This window comes from Chromobacterium sp. Panama, assembly GCF_003052555.1.
Classification (GTDB): Bacteria; Pseudomonadota; Gammaproteobacteria; order Burkholderiales; family Chromobacteriaceae; genus Chromobacterium.
This window is the reverse complement of record NZ_QARX01000001.1, coordinates 4,880,618-4,901,948: the sequence shown is the minus strand read 5'-3', so window position 1 is coordinate 4,901,948 and position 21,331 is coordinate 4,880,618. Positions and strand designations below refer to the sequence as shown.

At 61.2% G+C, this 21,331-nt stretch carries 24 protein-coding genes; 8 read left to right on the top strand and 16 right to left on the bottom strand.

The features are described 5' to 3' along the window. Nucleotides 1-77 precede the first annotated feature (77 nt). A complete protein-coding gene (locus DB032_RS22060) occupies nucleotides 78-407 on the bottom strand; it encodes a hypothetical protein (protein ID WP_107801346.1) in 330 nt (109 codons plus the stop codon). A gap of 159 nt (nucleotides 408-566) precedes the next feature. Here DB032_RS22060 and DB032_RS22055 point away from each other — a divergent pair, with 159 nt between their 5' ends. Beyond that, nucleotides 567-1,016 carry a GNAT family N-acetyltransferase gene (locus tag DB032_RS22055; protein WP_107801345.1) on the top strand — a complete coding sequence of 150 codons (450 nt, stop codon included), beginning with the start codon at nucleotides 567-569 and terminating at the stop codon, nucleotides 1,014-1,016. 25 nt (nucleotides 1,017-1,041) lie between these two features. After that, entirely contained in the window at nucleotides 1,042-1,515 is a 474-nt protein-coding gene (locus DB032_RS22050) for a pyridoxamine 5'-phosphate oxidase family protein (protein WP_107801344.1), read from the top strand. Nucleotide 1,516: 1 nt separating this feature from the next. On the opposite strand, the gene DB032_RS22045 is transcribed toward DB032_RS22050, so the two are convergent. The 3 genes from DB032_RS22045 to pyk form a co-directional block, all read right to left on the bottom strand. Continuing rightward, nucleotides 1,517-2,728, bottom strand: a complete 1,212-nt coding sequence (locus tag DB032_RS22045; protein WP_107801343.1) for a winged helix-turn-helix domain-containing protein — start codon at nucleotides 2,726-2,728, stop codon at nucleotides 1,517-1,519. A gap of 73 nt (nucleotides 2,729-2,801) precedes the next feature. Then, complete coding sequence (locus DB032_RS22040; protein WP_107801342.1) at nucleotides 2,802-3,578, bottom strand: ABC transporter substrate-binding protein; 777 nt, start codon at nucleotides 3,576-3,578, stop codon at nucleotides 2,802-2,804. Between the two features lie 113 nt (nucleotides 3,579-3,691). After that, a complete protein-coding gene (gene pyk / locus DB032_RS22035; protein WP_107801341.1) occupies nucleotides 3,692-5,098 on the bottom strand; it encodes a pyruvate kinase in 1,407 nt (468 codons plus the stop codon). 730 nt (nucleotides 5,099-5,828) lie between these two features. On the opposite strand from pyk, the gene glpK reads away from it, so the two are divergent. The 5 genes from glpK (at nucleotide 5,829) to DB032_RS23975 (ending at nucleotide 12,271) form a co-directional block, all read left to right on the top strand. Then, nucleotides 5,829-7,334: a glycerol kinase GlpK gene (gene glpK / locus DB032_RS22030; RefSeq protein WP_107801340.1), complete on the top strand. Its 1,506-nt coding sequence runs from the start codon at nucleotides 5,829-5,831 to the stop codon at nucleotides 7,332-7,334. Between the two features lie 86 nt (nucleotides 7,335-7,420). Continuing rightward, entirely contained in the window at nucleotides 7,421-8,122 is a 702-nt protein-coding gene (locus DB032_RS22025) for an MIP/aquaporin family protein (protein WP_107801339.1), read from the top strand. A 124-nt stretch (nucleotides 8,123-8,246) separates the two neighbouring features. Continuing rightward, nucleotides 8,247-9,593 carry a glycerol-3-phosphate transporter gene (gene glpT / locus DB032_RS22020; protein WP_107801338.1) on the top strand — a complete coding sequence of 449 codons (1,347 nt, stop codon included), beginning with the start codon at nucleotides 8,247-8,249 and terminating at the stop codon, nucleotides 9,591-9,593. 389 nt (nucleotides 9,594-9,982) lie between these two features. Continuing rightward, nucleotides 9,983-11,500, top strand: a complete 1,518-nt coding sequence (gene glpD / locus DB032_RS22015; RefSeq protein ID WP_107801337.1) for a glycerol-3-phosphate dehydrogenase — start codon at nucleotides 9,983-9,985, stop codon at nucleotides 11,498-11,500. Nucleotides 11,501-11,752: 252 nt separating this feature from the next. Beyond that, nucleotides 11,753-12,271: a hypothetical protein gene (locus DB032_RS23975; protein ID WP_146176766.1), complete on the top strand. Its 519-nt coding sequence runs from the start codon at nucleotides 11,753-11,755 to the stop codon at nucleotides 12,269-12,271. 170 nt (nucleotides 12,272-12,441) lie between these two features. Here DB032_RS23975 and DB032_RS23970 read toward each other — a convergent pair whose 3' ends face one another. The 8 genes from DB032_RS23970 to DB032_RS24265 form a co-directional block, all read right to left on the bottom strand. Beyond that, entirely contained in the window at nucleotides 12,442-12,837 is a 396-nt protein-coding gene (locus tag DB032_RS23970) for a hypothetical protein (protein WP_146176765.1), read from the bottom strand. A gap of 42 nt (nucleotides 12,838-12,879) precedes the next feature. Further along, nucleotides 12,880-13,170, bottom strand: coding sequence for a hypothetical protein (locus DB032_RS22005; RefSeq protein WP_146176764.1), 291 nt, complete (start codon nucleotides 13,168-13,170; stop codon nucleotides 12,880-12,882). A 75-nt stretch (nucleotides 13,171-13,245) separates the two neighbouring features. Next, nucleotides 13,246-13,599 (bottom strand): hypothetical protein, encoded by a 354-nt coding sequence (locus DB032_RS23965; RefSeq protein ID WP_146176763.1) that lies wholly within the window; start codon nucleotides 13,597-13,599, stop codon nucleotides 13,246-13,248. After that, nucleotides 13,596-13,886 carry a hypothetical protein gene (locus DB032_RS23960; protein ID WP_146176762.1) on the bottom strand — a complete coding sequence of 97 codons (291 nt, stop codon included), beginning with the start codon at nucleotides 13,884-13,886 and terminating at the stop codon, nucleotides 13,596-13,598. Before DB032_RS23960 ends, DB032_RS23965 begins: the two co-directional genes overlap by 4 nt. Before the next feature lie 60 nt (nucleotides 13,887-13,946). Beyond that, nucleotides 13,947-14,228, bottom strand: a complete 282-nt coding sequence (locus DB032_RS23955) for a hypothetical protein (protein ID WP_146176761.1) — start codon at nucleotides 14,226-14,228, stop codon at nucleotides 13,947-13,949. Nucleotides 14,229-14,231: 3 nt separating this feature from the next. Next, nucleotides 14,232-14,834, bottom strand: a complete 603-nt coding sequence (locus DB032_RS22000) for a hypothetical protein (RefSeq protein WP_199225960.1) — start codon at nucleotides 14,832-14,834, stop codon at nucleotides 14,232-14,234. After that, nucleotides 14,791-15,387, bottom strand: a complete 597-nt coding sequence (locus DB032_RS21995) for a PAAR domain-containing protein (RefSeq protein WP_158274394.1) — start codon at nucleotides 15,385-15,387, stop codon at nucleotides 14,791-14,793. The genes DB032_RS22000 and DB032_RS21995 overlap by 44 nt, the downstream gene beginning before the upstream one ends. Beyond that, nucleotides 15,371-15,718, bottom strand: coding sequence for a hypothetical protein (locus DB032_RS24265; protein WP_158274393.1), 348 nt, complete (start codon nucleotides 15,716-15,718; stop codon nucleotides 15,371-15,373). Before DB032_RS24265 ends, DB032_RS21995 begins: the two co-directional genes overlap by 17 nt. A 308-nt stretch (nucleotides 15,719-16,026) precedes the next feature. Between DB032_RS24265 and DB032_RS21985 the strand changes: the two genes are divergently transcribed. Beyond that, nucleotides 16,027-16,704, top strand: a complete 678-nt coding sequence (locus DB032_RS21985; RefSeq protein ID WP_107801332.1) for a B3/4 domain-containing protein — start codon at nucleotides 16,027-16,029, stop codon at nucleotides 16,702-16,704. Nucleotides 16,705-16,860: 156 nt separating this feature from the next. Here the strand turns inward: DB032_RS21985 and DB032_RS21980 are convergent, their stop codons facing one another. From DB032_RS21980 to DB032_RS21965, 4 genes are read right to left on the bottom strand one after another with little or no spacing between them, the layout of a single operon-like run. Continuing rightward, nucleotides 16,861-17,973, bottom strand: coding sequence for an ABC transporter ATP-binding protein (locus tag DB032_RS21980; RefSeq protein ID WP_107801331.1), 1,113 nt, complete (start codon nucleotides 17,971-17,973; stop codon nucleotides 16,861-16,863). A gap of 11 nt (nucleotides 17,974-17,984) precedes the next feature. Continuing rightward, nucleotides 17,985-19,484, bottom strand: a complete 1,500-nt coding sequence (nagZ, locus tag DB032_RS21975) for a beta-N-acetylhexosaminidase (RefSeq protein WP_107801330.1) — start codon at nucleotides 19,482-19,484, stop codon at nucleotides 17,985-17,987. Continuing rightward, nucleotides 19,481-20,350, bottom strand: coding sequence for a carbohydrate ABC transporter permease (locus DB032_RS21970; RefSeq protein ID WP_107801329.1), 870 nt, complete (start codon nucleotides 20,348-20,350; stop codon nucleotides 19,481-19,483). The genes nagZ and DB032_RS21970 overlap by 4 nt, the downstream gene beginning before the upstream one ends. A gap of 9 nt (nucleotides 20,351-20,359) precedes the next feature. Continuing rightward, nucleotides 20,360-21,223: a carbohydrate ABC transporter permease gene (locus DB032_RS21965; RefSeq protein WP_107801328.1), complete on the bottom strand. Its 864-nt coding sequence runs from the start codon at nucleotides 21,221-21,223 to the stop codon at nucleotides 20,360-20,362. Nucleotides 21,224-21,331 lie beyond the last annotated feature (108 nt).

Below are 21,331 nucleotides of genomic sequence, written 5' to 3'. Positions count from 1 at the left end.
CATCCTAGTCAGCAGGGGCTAAAGATCCGCTAAAGAAAACGCGCGGCGGCATAAAAATGCCGCCAACGCGGCCGGGCTTATTTTTGCTCGGATTGCGGCTGCTCGGCCTTTTTCTCCTGGGCCTGTAGCGCGCCCTTCACGGCGGAAGCCTGTTCTTTCAGCTTGTTCACCTGCTCTTTCAGTTCCGGGCTCAGCGCGGCGGCCGCGGCGCCTGCCTGTTTGGCGACACCGATGGCGGCGCTGGCCTGTTCCTTGAGCTGGCCCAGCGGCGCGCTGCTGTCCTGCAGCGTGTTGTGCACCGTGCCGATGGCGCTGGAGGCGGACTCTTGCAATTGGTTGGTTTGCTTCTCGCTGCAAGCGGCCAGAGCCAGGGTGGAAGCGGCGGCGATCAAAAGCGTGGCGCGCATGTAAACGTCCTCGTTGGGGAAAATGCTGTATTGAGCGCCGGCGAAGGCCGAAGTTCCGGGGTGGCTCCTGGCTGCAAGGCCAAGTGGTTCTTATGACTCCGTCTTGCTTGGGCCACAATGCGCGGATTGGGCGCGTTTGCGCCGCCACTGGAGATCGGCATGAGCGATACGCTTTCCATCCGCCCGTTGCGGGCCGAAGACTACGAGGCCTGGTTGCCGCTATGGCGCGGTTATCAGCGTTTTTACCAAGTGACGATGGACGAGGCCACGGTCATGGGAACCTGGCGGCGCTATCTGCTGCCGGATCACGCGATGCGCGGCTGGCTGGCCTGGGACGGCGAGCGGGCGGTGGGGCTGGTGCACATCGTATTGCACCCCAGCAGCTGGACCTTGGGCGATTATTGCTATTTGCAGGATTTGTTCGTGGCCGAGGATTGCCGCGGCCTGGGCGCCGGGCGGCAACTGATCGAATGGGTGTACCGGTGGGCGCGCGAGCGCGAGTGTTCGCGGGTGTATTGGCTGACCCATGAGACCAACGCCACCGCGCGGCGGCTTTACGATCAATTGGCGGAGAACCTGGGTTATATCCAGTACCGGAAGACCCTATAGCCGTCACGGGCGATCAGGAGCAACCATGTCAACGCATAGAGTGGAATACTGGGCCGAACGTTCGGTATTGTGCTGGCTGGCTACGAGCGACGGAAATGGCCTGCCGAATGTTTCGCCCAAGGAAATGTTCATGGCGGTGGACGACTCTCATCTGCTGATCGCGGACATCGCTTCTCCCCGGTCGGTGGCGAATATTCGCGTCAATCCCCAGGTATGCGTGGCCCTGCTGGATATATTCGCGCAAAGAGGCTGCAAATTGCGCGGCACGGCCAGCATCATAGAGCAGGGCCAGCCCGAGTTTTTGGCGCTGGCCGCTCCGTTGCTCGCCATGGGACAGGGCCAGTTTCCTATTAGGAGATTGATCTCCATTGCCGTGCAAGGCGTCAGCGATATTGTGGCGCCCAGTTACCGCTTGATCGCCGGGACTACGGAAGCTTCACAACGGGAGGCGGCTTTCAAGCGATACGGGGTTAAGCCGCTGGAAGCCTCCCAGGGCTGAATCAACTGTTCAATGCCTGGGCCAGCGTCCCCGGCGCGCGCTCCACGTGCAGCCGCGGCGCGCCGTGCCAGTCGGCCAGCTTTTGCAGCGCGGTCTTGAGATCGGCGCTCAGCCGCGCGCTGTGGCGAACGCCGGGCTCCAGGTAGAGCGCCTTGACCTCGAACACGCCTTGGGCGCGATGGGCCTTGGCGTCCAGCCGGCCCACCAGCTTGCCGCGGTTGAGTATGGGCAGCACGAAATAGCCGTACTGGCGTTTGGGCGCCGGGGTATAGCATTCGATGCGGTAGTCGAAGTCGAACAGTTCCGACGCGCGCTTGCGGTCCCAGACCAGCGGGTCGAACGGCGACAGGATGGCGGTGGCGGTGGCCTTGAGCTCGCCGGAGACGGCTTGGGGCAGGCGTTCCGCCAGATCCGCGTCGACGAAGACGTCGTGCTGCCAGCCGTCGATGCGGGCCGGGATCAGTTCGCCGGCATCGGCCATCTGGTGCAGCATGGCGTCGTAGCGGCCGCGCTTGAGCCGGTAGTAATCGGCCACCCAGCCGGCCTTGACCACGCCCAGCGCGCGGCAGCTGTTGCGCAGCATACGCCATTGCGCCTGTTCTTCGGTGGGCAGGTCGCGCGCGTCGTCCCAGCCGGGCTTCACCCGTTCCGCCAGATCGTAGACGCGCTGGAAATTGCGTCTTTCCCTGACCATCAGCCGGCCCAGCGTGAACAACACTTCCAGATGTCGTTTCTCCGGCTTCCAGTCCCACCAGCCGTTGCCCTTGCCGTCCTTGCGTTCGAAGTCCGCCGAACGCGCCGGGCCGTTGACGCGGATGCCGTCTATCAGCGCGTCGATGTCGGCGCGGTGCTGCTCCAGCCAGCGCAGCGAGAATTTCCAGCCCATCGCCTCGGGTTTGAGCATGCGATGGCGCAGCAGGCCGTAGTCCTCGGCGGGAACGAAACAGGCTTCGTGCGCCCAGTATTCGAACAGCCGGCCTTCGGCCAGCAATTGGTCCAGCCAGGCCGGATCGTAGGATCCCAGCCGGCTGTGCAGCACCAGATAGGGGCTGCGCGCCACCACGTGTATGGTGTCGATCTGCAATAAGGCCATGCGGCGGATGGCGGCCAGCACGTCGGCCTTGCCGGCTTTGCGACGCGGCGGGCTCAGCAGGCCCTGGGCGGCCAGTTGCAGATGACGGGCTTGCTGCGGCGACAGGTGCAAAATGGACATGGCATGGTCATCGGTAGGACAAGTGGATGACTATAGCAAAAACCGTTTTGCTCAGGGGGGCGCTAAGTCCGGCCTAGGGTTTGGAGGGGGGGCGACCGGAGAAGAACTGCTTCACCAATTGTTGATAACTGCCGTCCTGGCGCATTTTCTCCAGCGCCTGGTTGAAGCGCTGCAACAGCGGCAGCTGCGGCGAGGTTTTGTTGATGGCCAGATAAGTGGCTTTGCTGGCCAGGATGGCCGGCGCCACCGCGAGATTGGCGTAGGCGCCGTTTTGCATTCTGGCGTCCATCGCCTCCTGTATCGCCAGCACCGCGTCCAGATTGCCGCGCTGCAGGAGTTGCAGGTTCTGGCGGTCGGAGTCGCCGTCGTAGGCGCTGAAACGCTTGTCGGCGCGGGCGCGGTCGAATTCGTCGCCGTAGCTCCAGCCCGCCATCACGCCGACGCGCTTATTGTCCAGATCCGCCAGGCTGCGAAAATCGATGGGGCGTTGGCGGAGGTAGACCACCACGATGCGTTCCTGATACAGCGGCAGGCTGAAGTCGTAACGCTGTTCGCGGTTGACGGTTTTGTAGATGCCGGCCGCCGCCATGGCGCTGCGGTCCAGTTCGAAGATCGCGCGGCGCCACGTCAGGGCCCGAAACGCATGGGGAATGCCGGCTTTATCGCAGACGGCGCTGACCAGGCGCGGGTAGAGGCCGCCGACCCGTTCGTTCTCCTCGTACATGAAGGGCGGCGCGTTGGCGTCCACCGCCACGGTCAGGATGTCCGCGTCTTGCCCGCGGCAGGGCGCGGTCAGGCAGGCGCCGAGCAGCAGCAGGGTCAGGCCGAGGCGGCGGATGCTAGCGATCATCGAGAGGAATCCGGAACGTGCTGATCAGCTAAGCATAGCCGCTGCCGCGGCCGACGACGGGCAAACGAAAACGGAACCCTAAGGTTCCGTTTGCTGTGACGCTCGGCCGGCGTTCAAGGGTAGACGATGCGCAGCAAATTGGTGGTGCCCGGCGTGCCGAAGGGCACCCCGGCGATGATCACCATGGGCTTGCCTTGTTCCGCCAGGCCCAGCTTGGTGGCGGCGAAGGTGGTTTTCACCACCATGTCTTCCAGGTTTTCCGCGTCCGGGCCGTTATAGGCCACCACGCCCCAGACCAGGGTCAGCCGGCGCGCGGTGTTCAGCCGCGGCGAGATGCCGAGTATGGGGGTGTGCGGGCGCTCGCGTGCGAGCCGCAGGCAGGTGGAGCCGCTGGTGGTGAAGGCGGCGGACACGGTGACCGGCAGCAGCGAACCCACTTTGCGTACACAGGCGGCGATGGCGTCGGCGCGGTCCGGCGCGTCGGCGGCGCTGTAATCCAGCGCCATCACCCGGCGGTAGTCCGGCGCGCTTTCCACGCGGCGGATCACCCGGTCCATGATGCGCACCGCTTCCAGCGGGAACTGGCCGGCGGCGGTTTCCGCCGACAGCATCACCGCGTCGGCGCCTTCGTAAACCGCGGTGGCCACGTCGTTGGCCTCGGCGCGGGTGGGTGTGGGCGCGGTGATCATCGATTCCAGCATCTGGGTGGCGACGATGACCGGGCGGCCCAGATGACGGCACTGATGGACGATGCGGCGTTGCACCACCGGCACGTCTTCCGGCGGCAGCTCCACGCCCAGATCGCCGCGCGCCACCATCACCGCGTCGGCCAGTTCGGTGATGGCGTCCAGCTCGTCCACCGCCGACGGTTTTTCGATCTTGACCATGATGCCCAGCTTCTGTCCCACCAGTTCGCGCAGCTCGCGCACGTCGTTGGCGGTTTGCACGAAGGACAGCGCCAGCCAGTCCGCGCCTTCCTTCAGCGCGAATTCGGCGTCCAGCCGGTCTTTGTCGGTGATGGCGGACAGGGGCAGGATGGTTTGCGGCAGATTGAAGCCCTTGCGGCTGGACAACTCCCCGCCGACCTCCACCCGGGTGGCGATGCGGCGCGCTTCCACTTGTTCCACGTGAAACGCCAGCTTGCCGTCGTTGACCAGGATGCGATGGCCGGGCTTGAGCGCGGCGAAGGCTTCCGGATGCGGCAGGCTGGCGCGTTGTGCGTCGCCGTCCACCTCGTCCAGCACGAAGTCGAAGGCGTCGCCGGTGTTCACCATCGTCGGCACGGCGAACTGGCCGATGCGCAGCTTGGGTCCTTGCAGGTCCACCAGCACACCCAGCGGGCGGCCGAGCGCGGCTTCGGCGGCGCGGATGGACGCCAGGCGCGCGCGATGATCGTCATGGCTGCCGTGGCTCATATTGAGGCGGAACACGTTCACGCCGGAGCGCGCCAGTTCCAGGATGATTTCGGGCGTGCTGGAAGCCGGGCCCAGCGTGGCTAGGATTTTGGTATTGCGAAGCATGACAGTCCTTTATGCCCGGTCCGGCCGCGAGGCGTTGCGCGGCCTGGCGTGGGCGGTGTTGTTTTGCCAATCACATCCGTGCGTCTTTCCATCTAGGCTGCGCCGCGTTTGATGGAACTGTCTGTCATGCTGCCACAGTCGGACTGTAGCGGCTTGACTACGTAAGGCCGGCGGCGTTTAAGGCCGGAAAACGCGCGGCCTGTGTGCGAATCCCGCCACTGGATCAGGGTGAATGTTCGTTTTTTGCGCGTTTTACCCTTTTCAGCGGCAAGCGAGAGAAGCCGCCGAAAAGCTGGCCCTAGGGGGATCTTGGGACCAGAGCAGGGTTATTTTATCTCCAGATAAAGACAAAAACTTTGTTGCAACACAGAGTCAGTGGAGAATCATGGCGGCCAATGCGCTGCAACATAGGGCTTTTACTCGATAACTTGCTGAAACGGCACCACTTTGTAGTGGAGCGCTACAGGGAGCAAACCCTTGCTGTTATTGCTTTGCAGCATGAATTGGAGCGGCGCGGAAAGTCGCGATATTAAGATTTTTTTACGAAGAACGATTGACAAGCTTTGGCCGGGGCCTAGAATGGCTCGAAAATAAAACGAACGTCATAAGTACAAAAAGAAACATTATCAATAACTTGAGCGATGGAGCACGGTCCGCAACCGGCATCCGCCGCCGCATGCAACGAACGAACAGACACCAGGCCGCCCACCGGCTGAACAGGAGAAACCCTATGCAGGATCAATTCGTGTTGGCCTTGGATCAAGGCACCACCAGTTCTCGCGCCATTTTGTTTAATCGCAGCGGCGACATCGTGTCGCTGGCGCAAAAGGAATTCCGTCAGATCTACCCGCAGCCGGGCTGGGTGGAGCACGATCCGCAGGAAATCTGGGGCGGCCAGGTGGGCGTGGCGGCCGAGGCCGTGGCCAAGGCCGGCATCGACGGCCGCAGCATCGCCGCCATCGGCATCACCAATCAGCGTGAAACCACGATTGTATGGGACCGCGAAACCGGCCACCCGGTCTACAACGCCATCGTATGGCAGGACCGCCGCACCGCGGAATTCTGCGATGAGCTGAAGGGGCGCGGCCTGGGCGAGTTGATCCGCTCCAAGACCGGCCTGCTGGTGGACGCCTATTTCTCCGGCAGCAAGATCAAGTGGATTCTGGACAATGTGCCGGGCGCGCGGGAACGCGCCCGCGACGGCAAGCTGGCCTTCGGCACCGTGGACAGCTGGCTGATCTGGAATTTCACCCACGGCAAGGTGCACGTCACCGACGTGTCCAACGCCTCGCGCACCATGCTGTACAACATCCATACCCTGGAATGGGACGCCGAGCTGCTGGACATCATGGGCATTCCGGCCAGCATGCTGCCGGAGGTGAAAAGCTCCAGCGAAGTCTACGGCCACACCCACGCCGCCCATCTTGGCGTGGCCATCCCCATCGCCGGCGTGGCCGGCGACCAGCAGGCGGCCTTGTTCGGCCAGCAATGCACCCGCCCCGGCATGGTGAAGAACACCTACGGCACCGGCTGCTTCATGATGCTGAACACCGGCGACGCGCCGATCGAATCCAAGAACAATCTGCTGACCACCATCGCCTGGAAGGTGGACGGCAAGGTGCAGTATGCGCTGGAAGGCTCCATCTTCATCGGCGGCGCGGTGGTCAAGTGGCTGCGCGACGGCCTGGGCATCATCCGCCATTCCGCCGACGTGGGCCCGCTGGCCCAGGAAGTGGCCGACAGCGACGGCGTCTACCTGGTGCCGGCCTTCGCCGGCCTGGGCGCGCCGCATTGGAATCCGAACGCGCGCGGCACCATCGTCGGCGCCACCCTGGGCACCAAGGCCGCCCACATCGCCCGCGCGGCGCTGGACAGCATCGCCTATCAGACCATGGATGTGCTCAAGGCGATGGAGGCCGACGCCGGCTTCGACATCGCCGAATTGCGCGTGGACGGCGGCGCCACCGTCAACGAACTGCTGATGCAGTTCCAGTCCGACATCCTGAGCGTGGACGTGGTGCGCCCCAAGATCACCGAAACCACCGCGCTGGGCGCCGCCTATCTGGCCGGCCTCGCCGTGGGCTACTGGAAGAACGTCGACGACGTCCAGGGCCAATGGCAGCTGGACCACCGCTTCAAGCCGCGGCTGGAAGCCGCGCACGTGGCCGGCAAGGTCAAGGGCTGGCGGCGCGCGGTGAACGCCGCCAAGGTCTGGGCCGACGACGAACAGGCTTGATGAACGCGGCCTGTCTCGGACGCGACGACTGATAGGTTCCGCCACCCGGGCGCGGCGGACGCACTCCTTATCCGGAAGAAACAATCATGAATCCTTTAATGGGCGAATTCATCGGCACCGCCTTGCTGGTGTTGCTGGGCAACGGCGTGGTGGCCAATGTGCTGTTGAAAAACACCAAGGGCCACAATAGCGGCCTCATCGTCATCGCCTTCGGCTGGGCGATGGCGGTCTTCGTCGGCGTGTTCAGCGTGGCGGCGATCAGCGGCGCCCACCTGAACCCGGCGGTGTCCGTGGCGCTGGCGGTGGCCGGCAAGTTTGCCTGGGCCAAGGTGCCCGGCTACGTGCTGGCGCAGATGCTGGGCGGCATGAGCGGCGCCGGCCTGATGTGGCTGATCTACCGCAAGCATTTTGACAGCACCGATTGCGCCGACACCAAGCTGGCCACCTTCTGCACCGGCCCGGCCATCCGCAGCCTGCCGGGCAATCTGGTGTCCGAAATCGTCGCCACCTTCGTGCTGGTGTTCGCCATCCTCAGCATGGTGGCGCCCAAGATGTCGCTGGGCGCCATCGACGCGCTGCCGGTGGCGCTGCTGGTGTTGGGCATCGGGGTGTCGCTGGGCGGCACCACCGGCTATGCGATGAGCCCGGCCCGCGATCTGGCGCCGCGCATCATGCACGCCATCCTGCCGATTCCCGGCAAGCGCGACAGCGACTGGGGCTATGCCTGGGTGCCGGTGGTCGGCTCCCTGATCGGCGGCGCGCTGGCGGCCCTGGCTTATACCTTGTGATGCCTGGCCGGTTCCTTGGAACCGGCCGCAGTTTTCGCGCGGCGGCGTTTTAGCCGCCGCGCTTGTAATCCGGAGCCGGCGCAGATCGGACCGTAGTTGCCACACTAAAAAATGAGGTGTTCCCATGATCAGCATGTTCCGTCCGGCGGCGCATCAGCCGCTATTGCCCTCCTCTGAGCAAGAAAGCTTGTACCGGAGACTGCGCTGGCAGATCTTCCTCGGCATCTTCATCGGCTACGCCGGTTATTACCTGGTGCGCAAGAATTTCTCGCTAGCCATGCCCTACCTGGTGGAGCAAGGCTATTCGCGCGGCGACCTGGGCTTCGCCATGTCCGGCGTCGCCATCGCCTACGGCATTTCCAAATTCCTGATGGGCGCGGTGTCCGACCGCTCCAACCCCCGCGTCTTCCTCAGCGTCGGCCTGATTTTGTCCGCCGCCATCTTCCTGCTGATGGGCTTCGCTCCCTGGGCCACGTCCAGCGTGGGCATCATGTTCGTGCTGCTCTTCCTCAACGGCTGGTTCCAGGGCATGGGTTGGCCGGCCAGCGGCCGCACCATGGTGCACTGGTGGTCGCAGAAGGAGCGCGGCGGCATCGTGTCGATCTGGAACTGCGCGCATAACGTGGGCGGCGGCCTGATCGGCCCGCTGTTCATCCTGGGCATGGGCTGGTTCAACGACTGGCGCGCCGCCTTCTACGTGCCGGCCGCCGCCGCCATCGGCGTGGCCATCTTCGCCTATCTGACCATGCGCGACACCCCGCAGTCTTGCGGCCTGCCGCCGGTGGAAGCCTATAAGAACGACTACCCGGAAGACTACGACGCCAGCCACGAGCAAGAGCTGAGCGCGCGCGACATCTTCAAGAAATACATCCTGCCCAACAAATTGTTGTGGTACATCGCCTTCGCCAACGTGTTCATCTACCTGCTGCGCTACGGCGTGCTGGACTGGGCGCCCACCTATCTGAAAGAGGTCAAGCACTTCTCGGTGGACAAATCGTCGTGGGCCTACTTCCTGTACGAATGGGCCGGCATTCCCGGCACCCTGCTGTGCGGCTGGATGTCCGACAAGCTGTTCAAAGGCAACCGCGGCGCCACCGGCATGCTGTTCATGGCCCTGGTGACCGTGGCCACCGTGGTGTACTGGCTGAACCCGGCCGGCAATCCCACCGTGGACATGCTGGCGCTGATCGCCATCGGCTTCCTGATTTACGGCCCGGTGATGCTGGTGGGCCTGCACGCGCTGGAGTTGGCGCCGAAGAAAGCCGCCGGCACCGCCGCCGGCTTCACCGGCCTGTTCGGCTATCTGGGCGGCTCGGTGGCCGCCAACGCGGTGGTCGGCTACACCGTCGACCACTTTGGCTGGGACGGCGGCTTCATGCTGATGGTGGGCTCTTGCGTCGCCGCCATCGTGCTGCTGGCTTTGACCACCTGGCATGGGCGCGATCAGGACGCCGCCTTGAACCGGGTGTAGATCCCGCAGGGCCCGGCGCTGCCGGGCGCTTTACGAGGCGGCGACTCAGGTTGCCGCCTGTTTTTTTGCGTATTTCCGCGTTTAGCCGGTTAAAAAGACAAAACCGCGTGATAACAACGTATAAACGAAAGCAAAATGTTGTATTTTTGTTCGTTTATAATTATTCTGGGTAGGATGGCATTGCTGGGGCGTTGACGCGCGCCGGCGAGGGAATAACGGCGCTAAGAAGCTGTTCAAAGTCTCGCGAGCAAGAGCGAGACAAGGCCTTGCGGCTGAGAAAGCGGAATGCACACGTGGTACAAGCTGTACTCACCGTGTGATGCTCCACGACGCGCAGCAGACTTTGAACAGCCTCTAAGCAGGCCCCTGGAAAGAAAGAGGTAGGGAAGATGGCAGTGGAGATTTACGACCTGATGGTGATCGGCGGCGGCATCAACGGCGCCGGCATCGCGCGCGACGCGGCCGGACGCGGCTTGTCGGTGATGCTGTGCGAAAAGGACGATCTGGCCGCGCACACCTCCTCCGCCAGCACCAAGCTGATTCACGGCGGCCTGCGCTATCTCGAATACTATGAATTCGGCCTGGTGCGCAAAGCGCTGCAAGAGCGCGAAGTGCTGCTCAAGGCCGCGCCGCATATCATCTGGCCGCTGCGCTTCGTGATGCCGCACGACAAGAACCAGCGTCCGGAATGGATGATACGCTGCGGCCTGTTCCTCTACGATCACCTGGCGCGCCGCGAAGTGCTGCCCGGCTCCGAAACCGTCAGCTTCGCCAGCCACCCGGCCGGCCAGCCGATCAAGCCGGCGTTCAAGCGCGGCTTCGTCTACTCCGACGGCTGGGTGCAGGACGCGCGCCTGGTGGTGCTCAACGCCAAGGACGCCGCCGAGCGCGGCGCGCGGGTGCAGACCCGCACCGCCTGCGTCGGCGCCCGCCGCGACGGCGAACACTGGCTGTGCGAACTGCAGGCCGAAGACGGCAGCCGCAGCCAGGCGCGCGCTCGCGCGCTGGTCAACGCCGCTGGCCCGTGGGTGGAAAGCCTGATCAAGGACACGCTGGCCTTGCCGTCCGGCAAGTCCATCCGTCTGGTCAAGGGCAGCCATATCGTGGTCAAGAAGCTGTTCGACCACCCTTACGCCTACATCTTCCAGAACCCGGACAAGCGCATCATTTTCGCGATTCCCTACGAGCAGGATTTCACCCTGATCGGCACCACCGATGTGGAATACCGCGGCGATCCGGCCAAGGTGGCGATAGACGATCAGGAAGTGGCGTATCTGTGTCAGATGAGCAACCGCTACTTCCAGACCCAGATCAGCCCGGCCGACGTGCTGTCCACTTACTCCGGCGTGCGTCCGCTGCTGGACGACGAAGCCAGCAATGCCGCCAGCGTCACCCGCGATTACTCGCTGGAAATGGATCTGGACGGCGCGCCGCTGCTGTCGGTGTTCGGCGGCAAGATCACCACCTTCCGCAAACTGGCGGAAGAGGCGGTGGACAAGCTGGCGCCGTTGCTGGGCAACAACAAGACCACCTGGACCGCCGACGCGCCGCTGCCGGGCGGCGATATGCCGGGCGCGGATTTCGAGCGCTTCCTGCAAAGCCTGCGCCAGCAATATCCGTGGCTGCCGGAAGCGTTGGCGCGACGCTGGGCGCGCGCCTACGGCACCCGTGTGGCTAAATTGATAGGCGAGGCCGCCGGCCTGGAGCAATTGGGCGCGGAACTCCTGCCCGGCTTGTACGAAGCCGAGTTGCGTTATCTGGTGAACGAGGAATGGGCGACGCGCAGCGAGGATATCCTGTGGCGCCGTTCCAAGCTCAAGCTGCACCTGCCGGCGCACGCCGCCCAGGTGATCGACGCCTGGTTATTGGGCCAGGCCGCCGCGCGCGAGCAGCGGCTGACCGCCTGATTCAAGGCGGTTTCAAGCCAAAACAGCCCGGCCTTGCGCCGGGCTTTTTCTTTGCCGGTTCTTTGGCGGGCGGCGCGATGCGGACTTTAGCGGATGTATCCACAGGCAAGCCTGAAACCCGGATTCATCCACAGCGCAGGCAAGCGGCCGGCTTGATCGCTCGCCGCCCGCCCTCGGCGGGGCCGGGACGGCATGCGCGGGCCTTGCCGCGCCAAAGCTGCTACTCTTTGCTTTCCTAGCCTGAAGCCAGGCATGCAGTGGGAGCCTGATCAATTTGAGCGAGGCAAGGCGTTAGCGCTGAAGAATACGGTAGTGGGCGTTCTGAAGCGGCGTTCGCCGCGCAAAGCTTCGCGCAGCGCAGGCATTGAACAGGTTCTACGACCAATGGGAGGCTTTATGTCCGTAAAACGTCCATTTCGTCATGATGAGCATTCCGTCGCCCAGACGGAGTCCTTGCAGGAGCCCTCTTTCGCCGTGTGTCTGCCGGCGCGTTTGCGTTTGTACTGCCAGTTGGTGCCAGCCACGGCAAGCAATCAAGAGGCTTACCGGATGGGCCGCGCGTTTGCCGGCCATTACATGGCCTACGTGGCGGAGCACCCCTGCCATGCGGAAGATTCGCTGTTGGCGCGCATGGCGGAGCACGCCGATTTCACCGCGGAAGGGCTGGAAGGCGAATACTGGGCCGGCTTTTTTTCGCTGATAGAAGAGGCGGTGCTCAACGCGGTTGAACTCCTGAACGCGGATGGCAAGACGGGTGGCTCTATCCACTGAGCTCGCGCCATTGCGGTTTCTGCCCGGCCATGGCGCCGGGCTTGCTATTTGTGCCCGGCTTGCTTGGTTTGCAGCATGCTGCTTTAGAAGCTGACGCCGCTTAGCTGCGGGCTGTTCTTATCCACAGCGTCCAAGCCCGCATGTCTAGCGGTGGGCATCGATCACTCGGTTCATTCCACAATACCGAATACTTCATTCCATTTCTTCAATTCAGCTACGACTTCAGGGTTTGCTTTGTATTTTATTAGTAATCGTTTTTGTTGTTTCATTGCTCGATTACAGTATTTATTTAAATCACGGATAACTTCGCGTTGACGAGCATCATTATCGCCGGATATCTCACCTGACAAATGTTCACAGGTTTCAGCATTATCTATGAAGATTTTTACGTCCTTATTGCTGAGGTTGCCGGCATAGAGGTTGCTGGAGAGTCGTGCCAAAATAATGAGAAACTTTTTCATATTAATAAATAAAATAATTTTCTCCCATTTATATTTTACAATATCGTAGATGATAACGGCGATATGCTGTTCTTTATTCACAACTTGCCATTGTTTGATGGCCATGATATCAGTGTTTGTTAATTGTCGTTAAAATAACCACAATTATCAATCCTTATAATCCAATACTTCATCAAACTGTCTTATGGCTTTAATGATCTTATGATCATTTTTGTATTTCACTAACAATTGCCTTCTCAATTTATCTGCCCTTTCGCAATGCTTGTTAGCATCCTTAATAACGTCCATCTGGCGGGCATCACCATCCCCTGATACTTCACCTAACAGATGCTCACAAATCTCTGCATTATCCATAAAGCTTTTTACATCCTTATTGCTGAGGTTGCCGGCATAGAGATTGCTGGAGAGCATTACCAAAATAGTGAGTAAATTTTTCATATTGTTAAATAAGATAGAAATTACATTGTGGCTAAAGATTTTTAATTACTCATAAACGGATATTTTTCTTGGTCTTCAATGTTTTGGGTCAAGCGTTTCATCAAACTCCCTAATCACTTTTATTACTTCTCCATCATTTTTATATTTTTCCAACAATTTTTTCCTTTGCCGCTTGGCTATTCCACAATATTTATTAGCATTTTTGATATCAATAGCTTTTGCCTTATGCCCTCCACTGACCTCCCCGGATAAATGTTCACAAATCTGAGCATTTTCAAAAAATATTTTTATCTCATTCGATTCAAGATTGCTGGAATTCACTTTGCTTGATATTAATATAATGAATGATTGCAAAATCATTCTTGGAATATTACTGTTTAATATCGTTGTGTTTTTTGAATTGTGTTCGGAGAAAGTTGTTTTCTTCATTCCACAGTCCCGAATATTTCATTCCATTTCTTTAATTCAGCCATCACGTCAGGGTCTGCCTTATATTTTATTAGCAAGCGCTTTTGTTGTCGTTTAGCACGCTCACAATACTTATTCACCCCCTTGGTGACTTCGCGTTGTCTCGCGTCACCCATGCCTGTTATCTCTCCTGCTAGATGTTCACAGGTTTCAGCATTATCTATAAAGTTTTTTACATCCTTATTGCTGAGGTTGCCGGCATAGAGGTTGTTAGAAAGCATTATAAAAATATCGAGAAATTTTTTCATGTCAATAAATGGAAATACAATTCCATGGTATGTAAAAATTTATGTGGTTTTTATTTGGCTTCAGTATTTTGGAGCAAGCGTTTCATCAAATTCTCTGATAATTTTTATCACTTCTCTGTCTTTACTATATTTTTTAAGTAATCGCTTTCGCTGTTTTTTGGCTTGTTCACATGCTTTATTGGCATCATTAATCATCGTCATATCGCTAGTCTCAGAAACCTCGCCAACCAAGTGCTGACAAATCTCTGCGTTCTCAACGAAGCGCTTGACGTCTTTATTTGTTAAAGCACCGCCATATGTGTTACTAGACAGTATCATCACAAAGATTAGTATGTGCTTCATAATTTACCTTCCGTCTGAAGACCAATGTGGTCTATCTTTTATGCCCCATTTAAATTTAACAACACCGTAGGTGGCGCCGACTGCATGTAGCTCCTTATTCATGCCAGTACGTGGCTCAGTTTTAATAGTTACAACAGAACTATCTTTATTGGCTATTGTTAAATCACCTGTCCAAGTAGTGTTCATATCAATAGCTTGGCGGGTAGTATGCCTAGTGCGTAAAGCCGGATTAGTACCTAGATGAAGTGTCTTGAAATATTTTGACATTGCGGTGGCTGCTTCGATAGATTTCGTATCATCACTGTGATCCCACAAGATTGGTACGTCTATACGAAGAACGGCCTTATTGGGTTTAATTTTCTTTTTAGCAATTTGGTAACTCCAGTGCATCAGATAAGCCCGTTTCTCAGGCCTATAGGTCGATGCCACCCGCACAGTTGCACCTGCCGCTTTCAATGCCTCAATAAAAGCCCGCACATTGGCTTGGAAGGCTGGTTCCAGCTCCGAGAGGCTGTTGCTGCCTGGATAGCGCTCCACCCAGGCCATGCCGCTGAGTTCGGGTTCAGGAATCGTCACTACAACAGGCGTCGCTTCCGATCTCGCCATCAAAGGTCTGTGTATTGTCGTCATGGTAGGGGGCCGTCAAGGTTGAGTTCATGCACAGGGTGCTGACGATGAGTTGGGTCATGCCCAGCGAATCCGTCAGTCCGGTTCTGAAGGTGTTGTCTTGCAGGTCTATGCGGTAAGGCATGCCCACATGCGGTTTGCCTGTTGTCTCGCTGACCAGTTGGTACTGGATTTCGAAGCGGTAGGGCGAGACATAGTCCTGTGTTGCCGCATGTCCAGGCGGCGGAGGCGGAGGTTCGCCTTCATCGGTCGAATTGCTTTTCAGCTTTTGATTGGCGATCAGTTTGGGCGGCGGTTCGCACTGGCAGATGCACAGATCGCCCTCCAGCGCGGCTTGTTTGCCATGCCAGATTTCCGATGTCCGCGGCGGCACGCAGAGGATGCGGCCTAGGCGGTTGCAGGCCGGACAATGAATGGGGTCGCCTTCAACGGCCAGTTCCCTGCCCTCGATGCGTCCTTGCCCGCTGGCGGCTACGATGACGCCGCCGGCGGTGGTGCTTGCTCCAAGGCAGCAGTTATATCTCTTTGACAAGGTCCGGGCTCCAGTCAGGGTCCAAGAAGCCGGGGATGGGTTTCCCTTCGTATTCATCAAGGAAGCGCAAGCCATTGGGCGGGCCCGAATGGATCTTGTCGCTGTTGCTGAGCGGGCTGCCTATCAGCGCCAGCGATTTACCGGTTTCCCTGTTATAGAAAGCGTGGCCGCAGCCAGCGCTGACGATGGCGGTGCTGCCGTCCGGATATTCGACAATATCGCCGGTCTGACCCACTTTTATATTGTCGCAGGCGATTTTGCTGGTGGCTTTCAATACTCCGCCTTTTTGGCTCACACTCCCATCCAGTGCAACTTGATGCCAAGTTCCCATGATTGCACCTCTGATTATTTAAAAATAATGATGATTTATTTAATAGTAGGTGCCGGCAACTGGCTTAAAGACTAGTATTTCTATTTGCATTCCATTGCGTTTATATAAAAAAATAAATACATTAAAAATGATTGATGCTTTGCTTGTTTTTAATGATGGGTTATTTATTGGTAGTAATGGTTTTTATTGAATGGGCAGCCAGAAATCATAATGGATTCAGTTTCACTAATACCCCAGCAAAAAAACGCGTTTCCCCTTTGTCCGCGGCGGGCCTATGCTGAGGCGGATTCAACCGTGGAAAGTCCGAGATGCAGATTGCCCTGAGCCCCGCCTTATTGTCCCGCCTGCCGCAGATCCAGGTCAGCGGCCTGATCGCGCTGGAGATAGACGCCGCCGCCTTGCCCGCGCGCTTGCCGACGCTGCCGGAGCCGGAGCGTGATCTGGACGCGCTGCTGCAAGCCTGGAAGCAGTTGTACAAGGACTTGCCCGGCGACAAGAAGGCGCGCTGTTCGCTGGAATACCTGGTCAAGGCGGCGCAAAAGGACAAGCTGCGCAGCATTCTGCCGCTGGTGGACTTGTACAATCAGGCGTCCTTGTCGAGCCTGAGCCCGTTTGGCGGCGAGGACATCGCCAAGCTGGGCGGCGTATTGCAATTGGATCTGGCGGCGGGCGACGAGTCCTTCCTGCCGCTGGGACGGGATCAGGCGGAAACGCCGCAGCCGGGCGAGGCGGTGTGGCTGAACGGCGAGCGGCGGGTGGTGTGCCGCTGTCTGAACTGGTTGGAGTCCGACCTGTTCAAGCTGGACGCCGGCAGCCGCGACGTGGTCTTCGTCAGCGAGCGCCCGGATCAGGGGTTTCCTTCCGGCGCGGCGGGCATGGACTGGCTGGCCGAGCAACTGCGGCCGCATGCCGGAAGGCTGCTGCGTTTCGAACTGGACGCGGCGCGGCCCCGCTTTGAACTGGTTGCTGTGGATAAAGCGGCGTGAAGACGCCGGCTTGTGGGTAAGTGGCGCAGGTCTGCTTTTAGCCGAGCATCGTCGCGCGGCGATGGCGGCTTGTGGATAAAACGGCAGGATAAGGTTTTCTGTGGATAAATGAAAAAGGACGCGATCGCGTCCTTTTTGCGTATGCGCTGCCGTTGTTCAGACCGTCTCGGTCTGGGCCTGCGCTTGCGCCGCCAGCCTGGACAAGGCCTGGTCCCGGGCGTCGAACAGATGACAGTGCTCGGCGTCCAGCGCCAGGCGGCAGGCGCTGCCGGCCGGCGGGGCGGCGTCCTGGCCGCCCAGCTTGACCGCGATGGGCTCGGTCACGCCGTCGGCCTGGACGTAGACGATCTGCACATCGCCCAGGTGTTCGACCAGTTGCACCGTTGCCGGTACGCCGGTGTCGGCGAAGCGCAGGTGTTCGGCGCGCACGCCCAGGGTGGCGGCGTCGCCGGCGCGTCCCTGGAAGGGCAGGCTCAGCCGGTGGCCGCCGGGCAGTTCCAGCGCCAGGCCGGCCGGGCCGGCCGCGGCGATGGCCGCCGGCAGGAAGTTCATCTTGGGCGAGCCGATGAAGCCGGCGACGAAGCGGTTGGCTGGGCGCTGGTAGAGCTCCAGCGGCGTGCCCACTTGTTCGATGCGGCCGGCGTTGAACACGGCGATGCGGTCGCCCATGGTCATCGCTTCCACCTGGTCGTGGGTGACGTAAATCATGGTGCTGCCCAGTTCCTTGTGCAGACGCGCCAGTTCGATGCGCATTTGCACCCTGAGCGCGGCGTCCAGATTGGACAGTGGCTCGTCGAACAGAAACACCTCCGGCTTGCGCACGATGGCGCGGCCTATGGCCACGCGCTGGCGCTGGCCGCCGGACAGGGCCTTGGGTTTGCGGTCCAGCAGGTGTTCTATCTGAAGGGTCAGCGCCGCGCGGTGCACGGCGGCGGCGATTTCCTGCTTGCTCTTGCCGGCCAGCTTGAGGCCGAAAGCCATGTTTTCCCGCACCGTCATGTGCGGATAGAGCGCGTAGCTCTGGAACACCATGGCCACGCCGCGCTTGGACGGCTGGATGTCGTTGGCGAGCTGGCCGCCTATCCACAGTTCGCCGGCGCTGATGTCTTCCAGGCCGGCGATCATGCGCATCATCGTGGATTTGCCGCAGCCGGACGGGCCGACGAAGACCATGAATTCGCCGTCGCGGACGGCGAGATCGACGCCGTGGATGACCGCGTTGCCGTCGTCGTAGACTTTTTTAATATTGCTGAGCTTGAGGTGGGCCATATCGAATCCTTTTAGTGCAGGCGCGCCGGCAGCGCGCCCGCGGCGTCTATCTCGCCGGCCAGCCATTGGGCGACGGCGTCCAGCGCCGCGTCGGCGAAACCGTAGCTGATCAGCGCCGGCGCGTCGAGATCGGCGGCGGCGTAGGGGTTCCACAAGGCCAGGTGCAGGTCCGGCCGCCATTCGGCGCGCTCGCGCGCGCCGTAGCGTTCGCGGGTGGTGGAGGCGACCACGGTGTAGCGGCCGTCCTGAGGCAGCCGGCGCCAGTCCAGTTCCTCGCGCCGCTGGTAGCGGATCACTTCCAGGCTGAAGCGGCGCGACAGCTGGGCGATCAGCCTAGCGATCAGCGCGTCGGCGGACAGGCCGGCCTCGGACACGCCGTCGGACGGCGCCTGGTCCTGCACCACCAGGCGCAGCGTGGCGCCGGCCGGCGGCCGTTGCGGCTGGCCGTGGGCGGTCAGCGCGCGGCGCCAGGCGTCGGCGAACAATTCGGCGTCGGCGGCGCGCTGCGCCGCGTCGTAATCGCGCTGACGGCTGGGGTAGCGCCGGATCAGCGCGTCCACGCGCGCGGCCGCTTCTTGCAGCCGCGCCTCGCTCAGCCGGCCGGCGGAGACGGCGGCTATCAAGGCCTGCTTGCTCTCCTCCATTTCGTCCGGGAATTGCAGCACCAGGCTGAGGTCGGCGCCGGCGGCCAGCGCCTGCGCGCTGCCCTGGGCCTGGCCCCAGCGTTCGCGGATGGCCTTCATATTCATGCCGTCGGTGATCACCACGCCCTGGTAGCCCAGCTGCTCGCGCAGCAGTTGCTGCAAGATGGCCGGCGACAGCGTGGCCGGCCAGTCCGCGTCCAGCGTCGGAAAGCGGATGTGGGCGCTCATCATGCCGGGGGCGAGGTCGGCCAGCGCGGCGAACGGCGACAGTTCGTAATCGCGCAGCTCGGCCTTGGGCTTGTCCACCACCGGCAGGTCCAGGTGGGAGTCGGTATGGGTGTCGCCGTGGCCGGGGAAGTGCTTGACGCAGCAGGCCACGCCTTCGGACAGATGGCCGTTGATCCAGGCGCGCGCCAGCCGCGTCGCCTTGAGCGGGTCCTCGCCGAAGGAGCGTTCCGAGATCACCGGATTGGCCGGGTTGTTGTTGAGGTCCAGCACCGGGGCGAAGTTCCAGTTCACGCCCAGGCTGGCCAGGCCGCGCGCCACCGCGGCGCCCACTTTCTCGGCCAGTTCGGCGTCGTCCACCGCGCCCAGCGCCATCGCCGACGGCGCCGCCGGCAGGAACAGGGTGCGCATCACCGCGCCGCCTTCCTGGTCCATGCCGATCAGGATGTCCTCGCCCAGCGCGCATTGCAGATCGGCGATCAGCCGGCGGATGCTGGCCTCGTCCGGCACATTGCGGCGGAACAGGCAGATGGCGCGCGCGCCCAATTCTTGCAGGAAGGCGGCTTCCTCATCGCCCAGGCGCGGGCCGGCCACGTCCACCATCAGCGCCTGGCCGGCCAGTTGTTGCAGGGTATCGCTCATTTGACGGCTCCATCGAATCCGCGCAGGAAATAGCGCTGGGTGAACAGGAAGACCAGCAGGATGGGCAGCACGGTCAGCACCGCGCCGGCGGCCACCACCCGGGTCTTGAAGCTGAAGGCGCCGGACAGGTAGAGCACGCCCACCGACAGCGGGAATTTGTCCGGGCTGGACATCACGATGGACGGCCAGATGTATTGGTTCCACGCCGACACCATGGTGAGTATGGTCAGCGCCGCCAAGGCCGGGCGCGACAGCGGCAGCATGATTTTCCAGAAGATCTGCCAGTCGCCGGCGCCGTCGACGCGGGCGGCGTCGATCAAATCCTGCGGCACCGCCTCGAAGGCCTGCTTCATCAGGAAGATGCCCACCGCGCCCGCCAGCGTGGGCAGCACCACGCCGCTGTAGCTGTCGGTGAGCTGCAGCTTGGACACGGTGATGAAGTTGACCAGGAAATTGACTTCGCTGGGCAGGATCATGGTGGCGAGGATGGCGCCGAACACCAGCTTGCGGCCGGGAAAACGCATCCGCGCCAGCGGGTAGGCGGCCAGCGCGCTGACCAGCAGGGTGCCGGCCACGGTGGCCAGCGCGATGACGACGGAGTTCTTGTAGAAGGCCAGCAGATCGATGCTGGACACCGCCTCCTTGAAGTTGTCCAGGCCGGGGGCGCTGGGCAGCAAGGGCGGCGGGAAGGCGAACACGTCGCCCTCGGTGGACAGCGCGGTGACCAGCGTCCACCAGAACGGATAGACGGTGACGACGGCGATCAGGCTCAGCACCAGATAGTGCAGGCCGCGGCCGGCCAGCTTGCTCAGCCGCGCGCTGTGGCGGCGGGCGGCGGGCGCGGCGAGGGTGGCGGTGTTGTGCATGGCGTTTCCTTAAGCGTCGCGCGGCTGCAGATAGCGGAAGTTCAGCCAGGCCAGCGCCACGCAGAACACCGACATCACCAGGCTGGCGGCCAGCGCGCGGCCGAAGTTCAGCGATTTGATGCCGAACTCGTAGGCGTAGAACAGCGCGGTGTAGGTGGATTGCATCGGTCCGCCCTTGGTCATGATCTGCACCTCTTCGAAGGCCTTGACCGCGGCCAGCACCGACATCACCGAGCACAGCAGGATGGTGGGCGCCAGCAGCGGCACGGTGATGCGCCAGAAGCGCTGCCAGGCGTTGGCGCCGTCCAGCTGCGCGGCTTCGTAGATGTCGGCCGGCACCGCTTGCAGGCCGGCCAGGTAGAGCACCATATACCAGCCCAGGCCGCGCCAGACGGTGATGAACATCACCGCGAACAGCGCGATGCGGTCGTCGTTGAGCCAGCCCACCGGTTCGTTGATCACCCGCAGCCAGTGCAGCGCGGCGTTGAGCACGCCGTCCTCGGTATACATGAAGTTCCAGATGATGCCGATCACCGATACCGAGGTGACCACGGGCAGGTAGTAGGCGGCGCGGAACCACTTGATCGCCGGCAGTTGGTTGTTGACCAGCACCGCCAGCAGCATGGCGACGATCTGGATCACCGGCACCACCAGCAGGTAGACGGCGGAGTTTTTCAGCGAGGCCAGGAACAGTTCGTCGCCGAACAAATCGCGGAAATTGTCCAGGCCCACCCAGCGCGGACTGTCGATCAGATTGTACTGGGTGAAGGCGATGAAGCTGCCGAAGCCCACCGGCCAGAAGGAGAAAGCCAGCATCAGCAGCAGCGCCGGGGCCAGGAACAGATAGGCTTGCAGCGTGGTCTTGGTGCGCATGGGCAGAACCTTGTGACGTAGCGGCAGGCCGGCGCCGGGATGCGGCGTCGGCCTGCGGGTTGCGGGGCGGCGGGGTCTGGGACGCCGCCGCGTTCAAGCGCGTATCAG

Coding starts and splice junctions, on each gene's coding strand:
- DB032_RS22060 (WP_107801346.1), bottom strand. CDS start 407: ATGCGCGCCACGCTTTTGATCGCCGCCGCTTCCACCCTGGCTCTGGCC.
- DB032_RS22055 (WP_107801345.1), top strand. CDS start 567: ATGAGCGATACGCTTTCCATCCGCCCGTTGCGGGCCGAAGACTACGAG.
- DB032_RS22050 (WP_107801344.1), top strand. CDS start 1,042: ATGTCAACGCATAGAGTGGAATACTGGGCCGAACGTTCGGTATTGTGC.
- DB032_RS22045 (WP_107801343.1), bottom strand. CDS start 2,728: ATGTCCATTTTGCACCTGTCGCCGCAGCAAGCCCGTCATCTGCAACTG.
- DB032_RS22040 (WP_107801342.1), bottom strand. CDS start 3,578: ATGATCGCTAGCATCCGCCGCCTCGGCCTGACCCTGCTGCTGCTCGGC.
- pyk (WP_107801341.1), bottom strand. CDS start 5,098: ATGCTTCGCAATACCAAAATCCTAGCCACGCTGGGCCCGGCTTCCAGC.
- glpK (WP_107801340.1), top strand. CDS start 5,829: ATGCAGGATCAATTCGTGTTGGCCTTGGATCAAGGCACCACCAGTTCT.
- DB032_RS22025 (WP_107801339.1), top strand. CDS start 7,421: ATGAATCCTTTAATGGGCGAATTCATCGGCACCGCCTTGCTGGTGTTG.
- glpT (WP_107801338.1), top strand. CDS start 8,247: ATGATCAGCATGTTCCGTCCGGCGGCGCATCAGCCGCTATTGCCCTCC.
- glpD (WP_107801337.1), top strand. CDS start 9,983: ATGGCAGTGGAGATTTACGACCTGATGGTGATCGGCGGCGGCATCAAC.
- DB032_RS23975 (WP_146176766.1), top strand. CDS start 11,753: ATGCAGTGGGAGCCTGATCAATTTGAGCGAGGCAAGGCGTTAGCGCTG.
- DB032_RS23970 (WP_146176765.1), bottom strand. CDS start 12,837: ATGGCCATCAAACAATGGCAAGTTGTGAATAAAGAACAGCATATCGCC.
- DB032_RS22005 (WP_146176764.1), bottom strand. CDS start 13,170: ATGAAAAATTTACTCACTATTTTGGTAATGCTCTCCAGCAATCTCTAT.
- DB032_RS23965 (WP_146176763.1), bottom strand. CDS start 13,599: ATGAAGAAAACAACTTTCTCCGAACACAATTCAAAAAACACAACGATA.
- DB032_RS23960 (WP_146176762.1), bottom strand. CDS start 13,886: ATGAAAAAATTTCTCGATATTTTTATAATGCTTTCTAACAACCTCTAT.
- DB032_RS23955 (WP_146176761.1), bottom strand. CDS start 14,228: ATGAAGCACATACTAATCTTTGTGATGATACTGTCTAGTAACACATAT.
- DB032_RS22000 (WP_199225960.1), bottom strand. CDS start 14,834: ATGGCGAGATCGGAAGCGACGCCTGTTGTAGTGACGATTCCTGAACCC.
- DB032_RS24265 (WP_158274393.1), bottom strand. CDS start 15,718: ATGGGAACTTGGCATCAAGTTGCACTGGATGGGAGTGTGAGCCAAAAA.
- DB032_RS21985 (WP_107801332.1), top strand. CDS start 16,027: ATGCAGATTGCCCTGAGCCCCGCCTTATTGTCCCGCCTGCCGCAGATC.
- DB032_RS21980 (WP_107801331.1), bottom strand. CDS start 17,973: ATGGCCCACCTCAAGCTCAGCAATATTAAAAAAGTCTACGACGACGGC.
- nagZ (WP_107801330.1), bottom strand. CDS start 19,484: ATGAGCGATACCCTGCAACAACTGGCCGGCCAGGCGCTGATGGTGGAC.
- DB032_RS21970 (WP_107801329.1), bottom strand. CDS start 20,350: ATGCACAACACCGCCACCCTCGCCGCGCCCGCCGCCCGCCGCCACAGC.
- DB032_RS21965 (WP_107801328.1), bottom strand. CDS start 21,223: ATGCGCACCAAGACCACGCTGCAAGCCTATCTGTTCCTGGCCCCGGCG.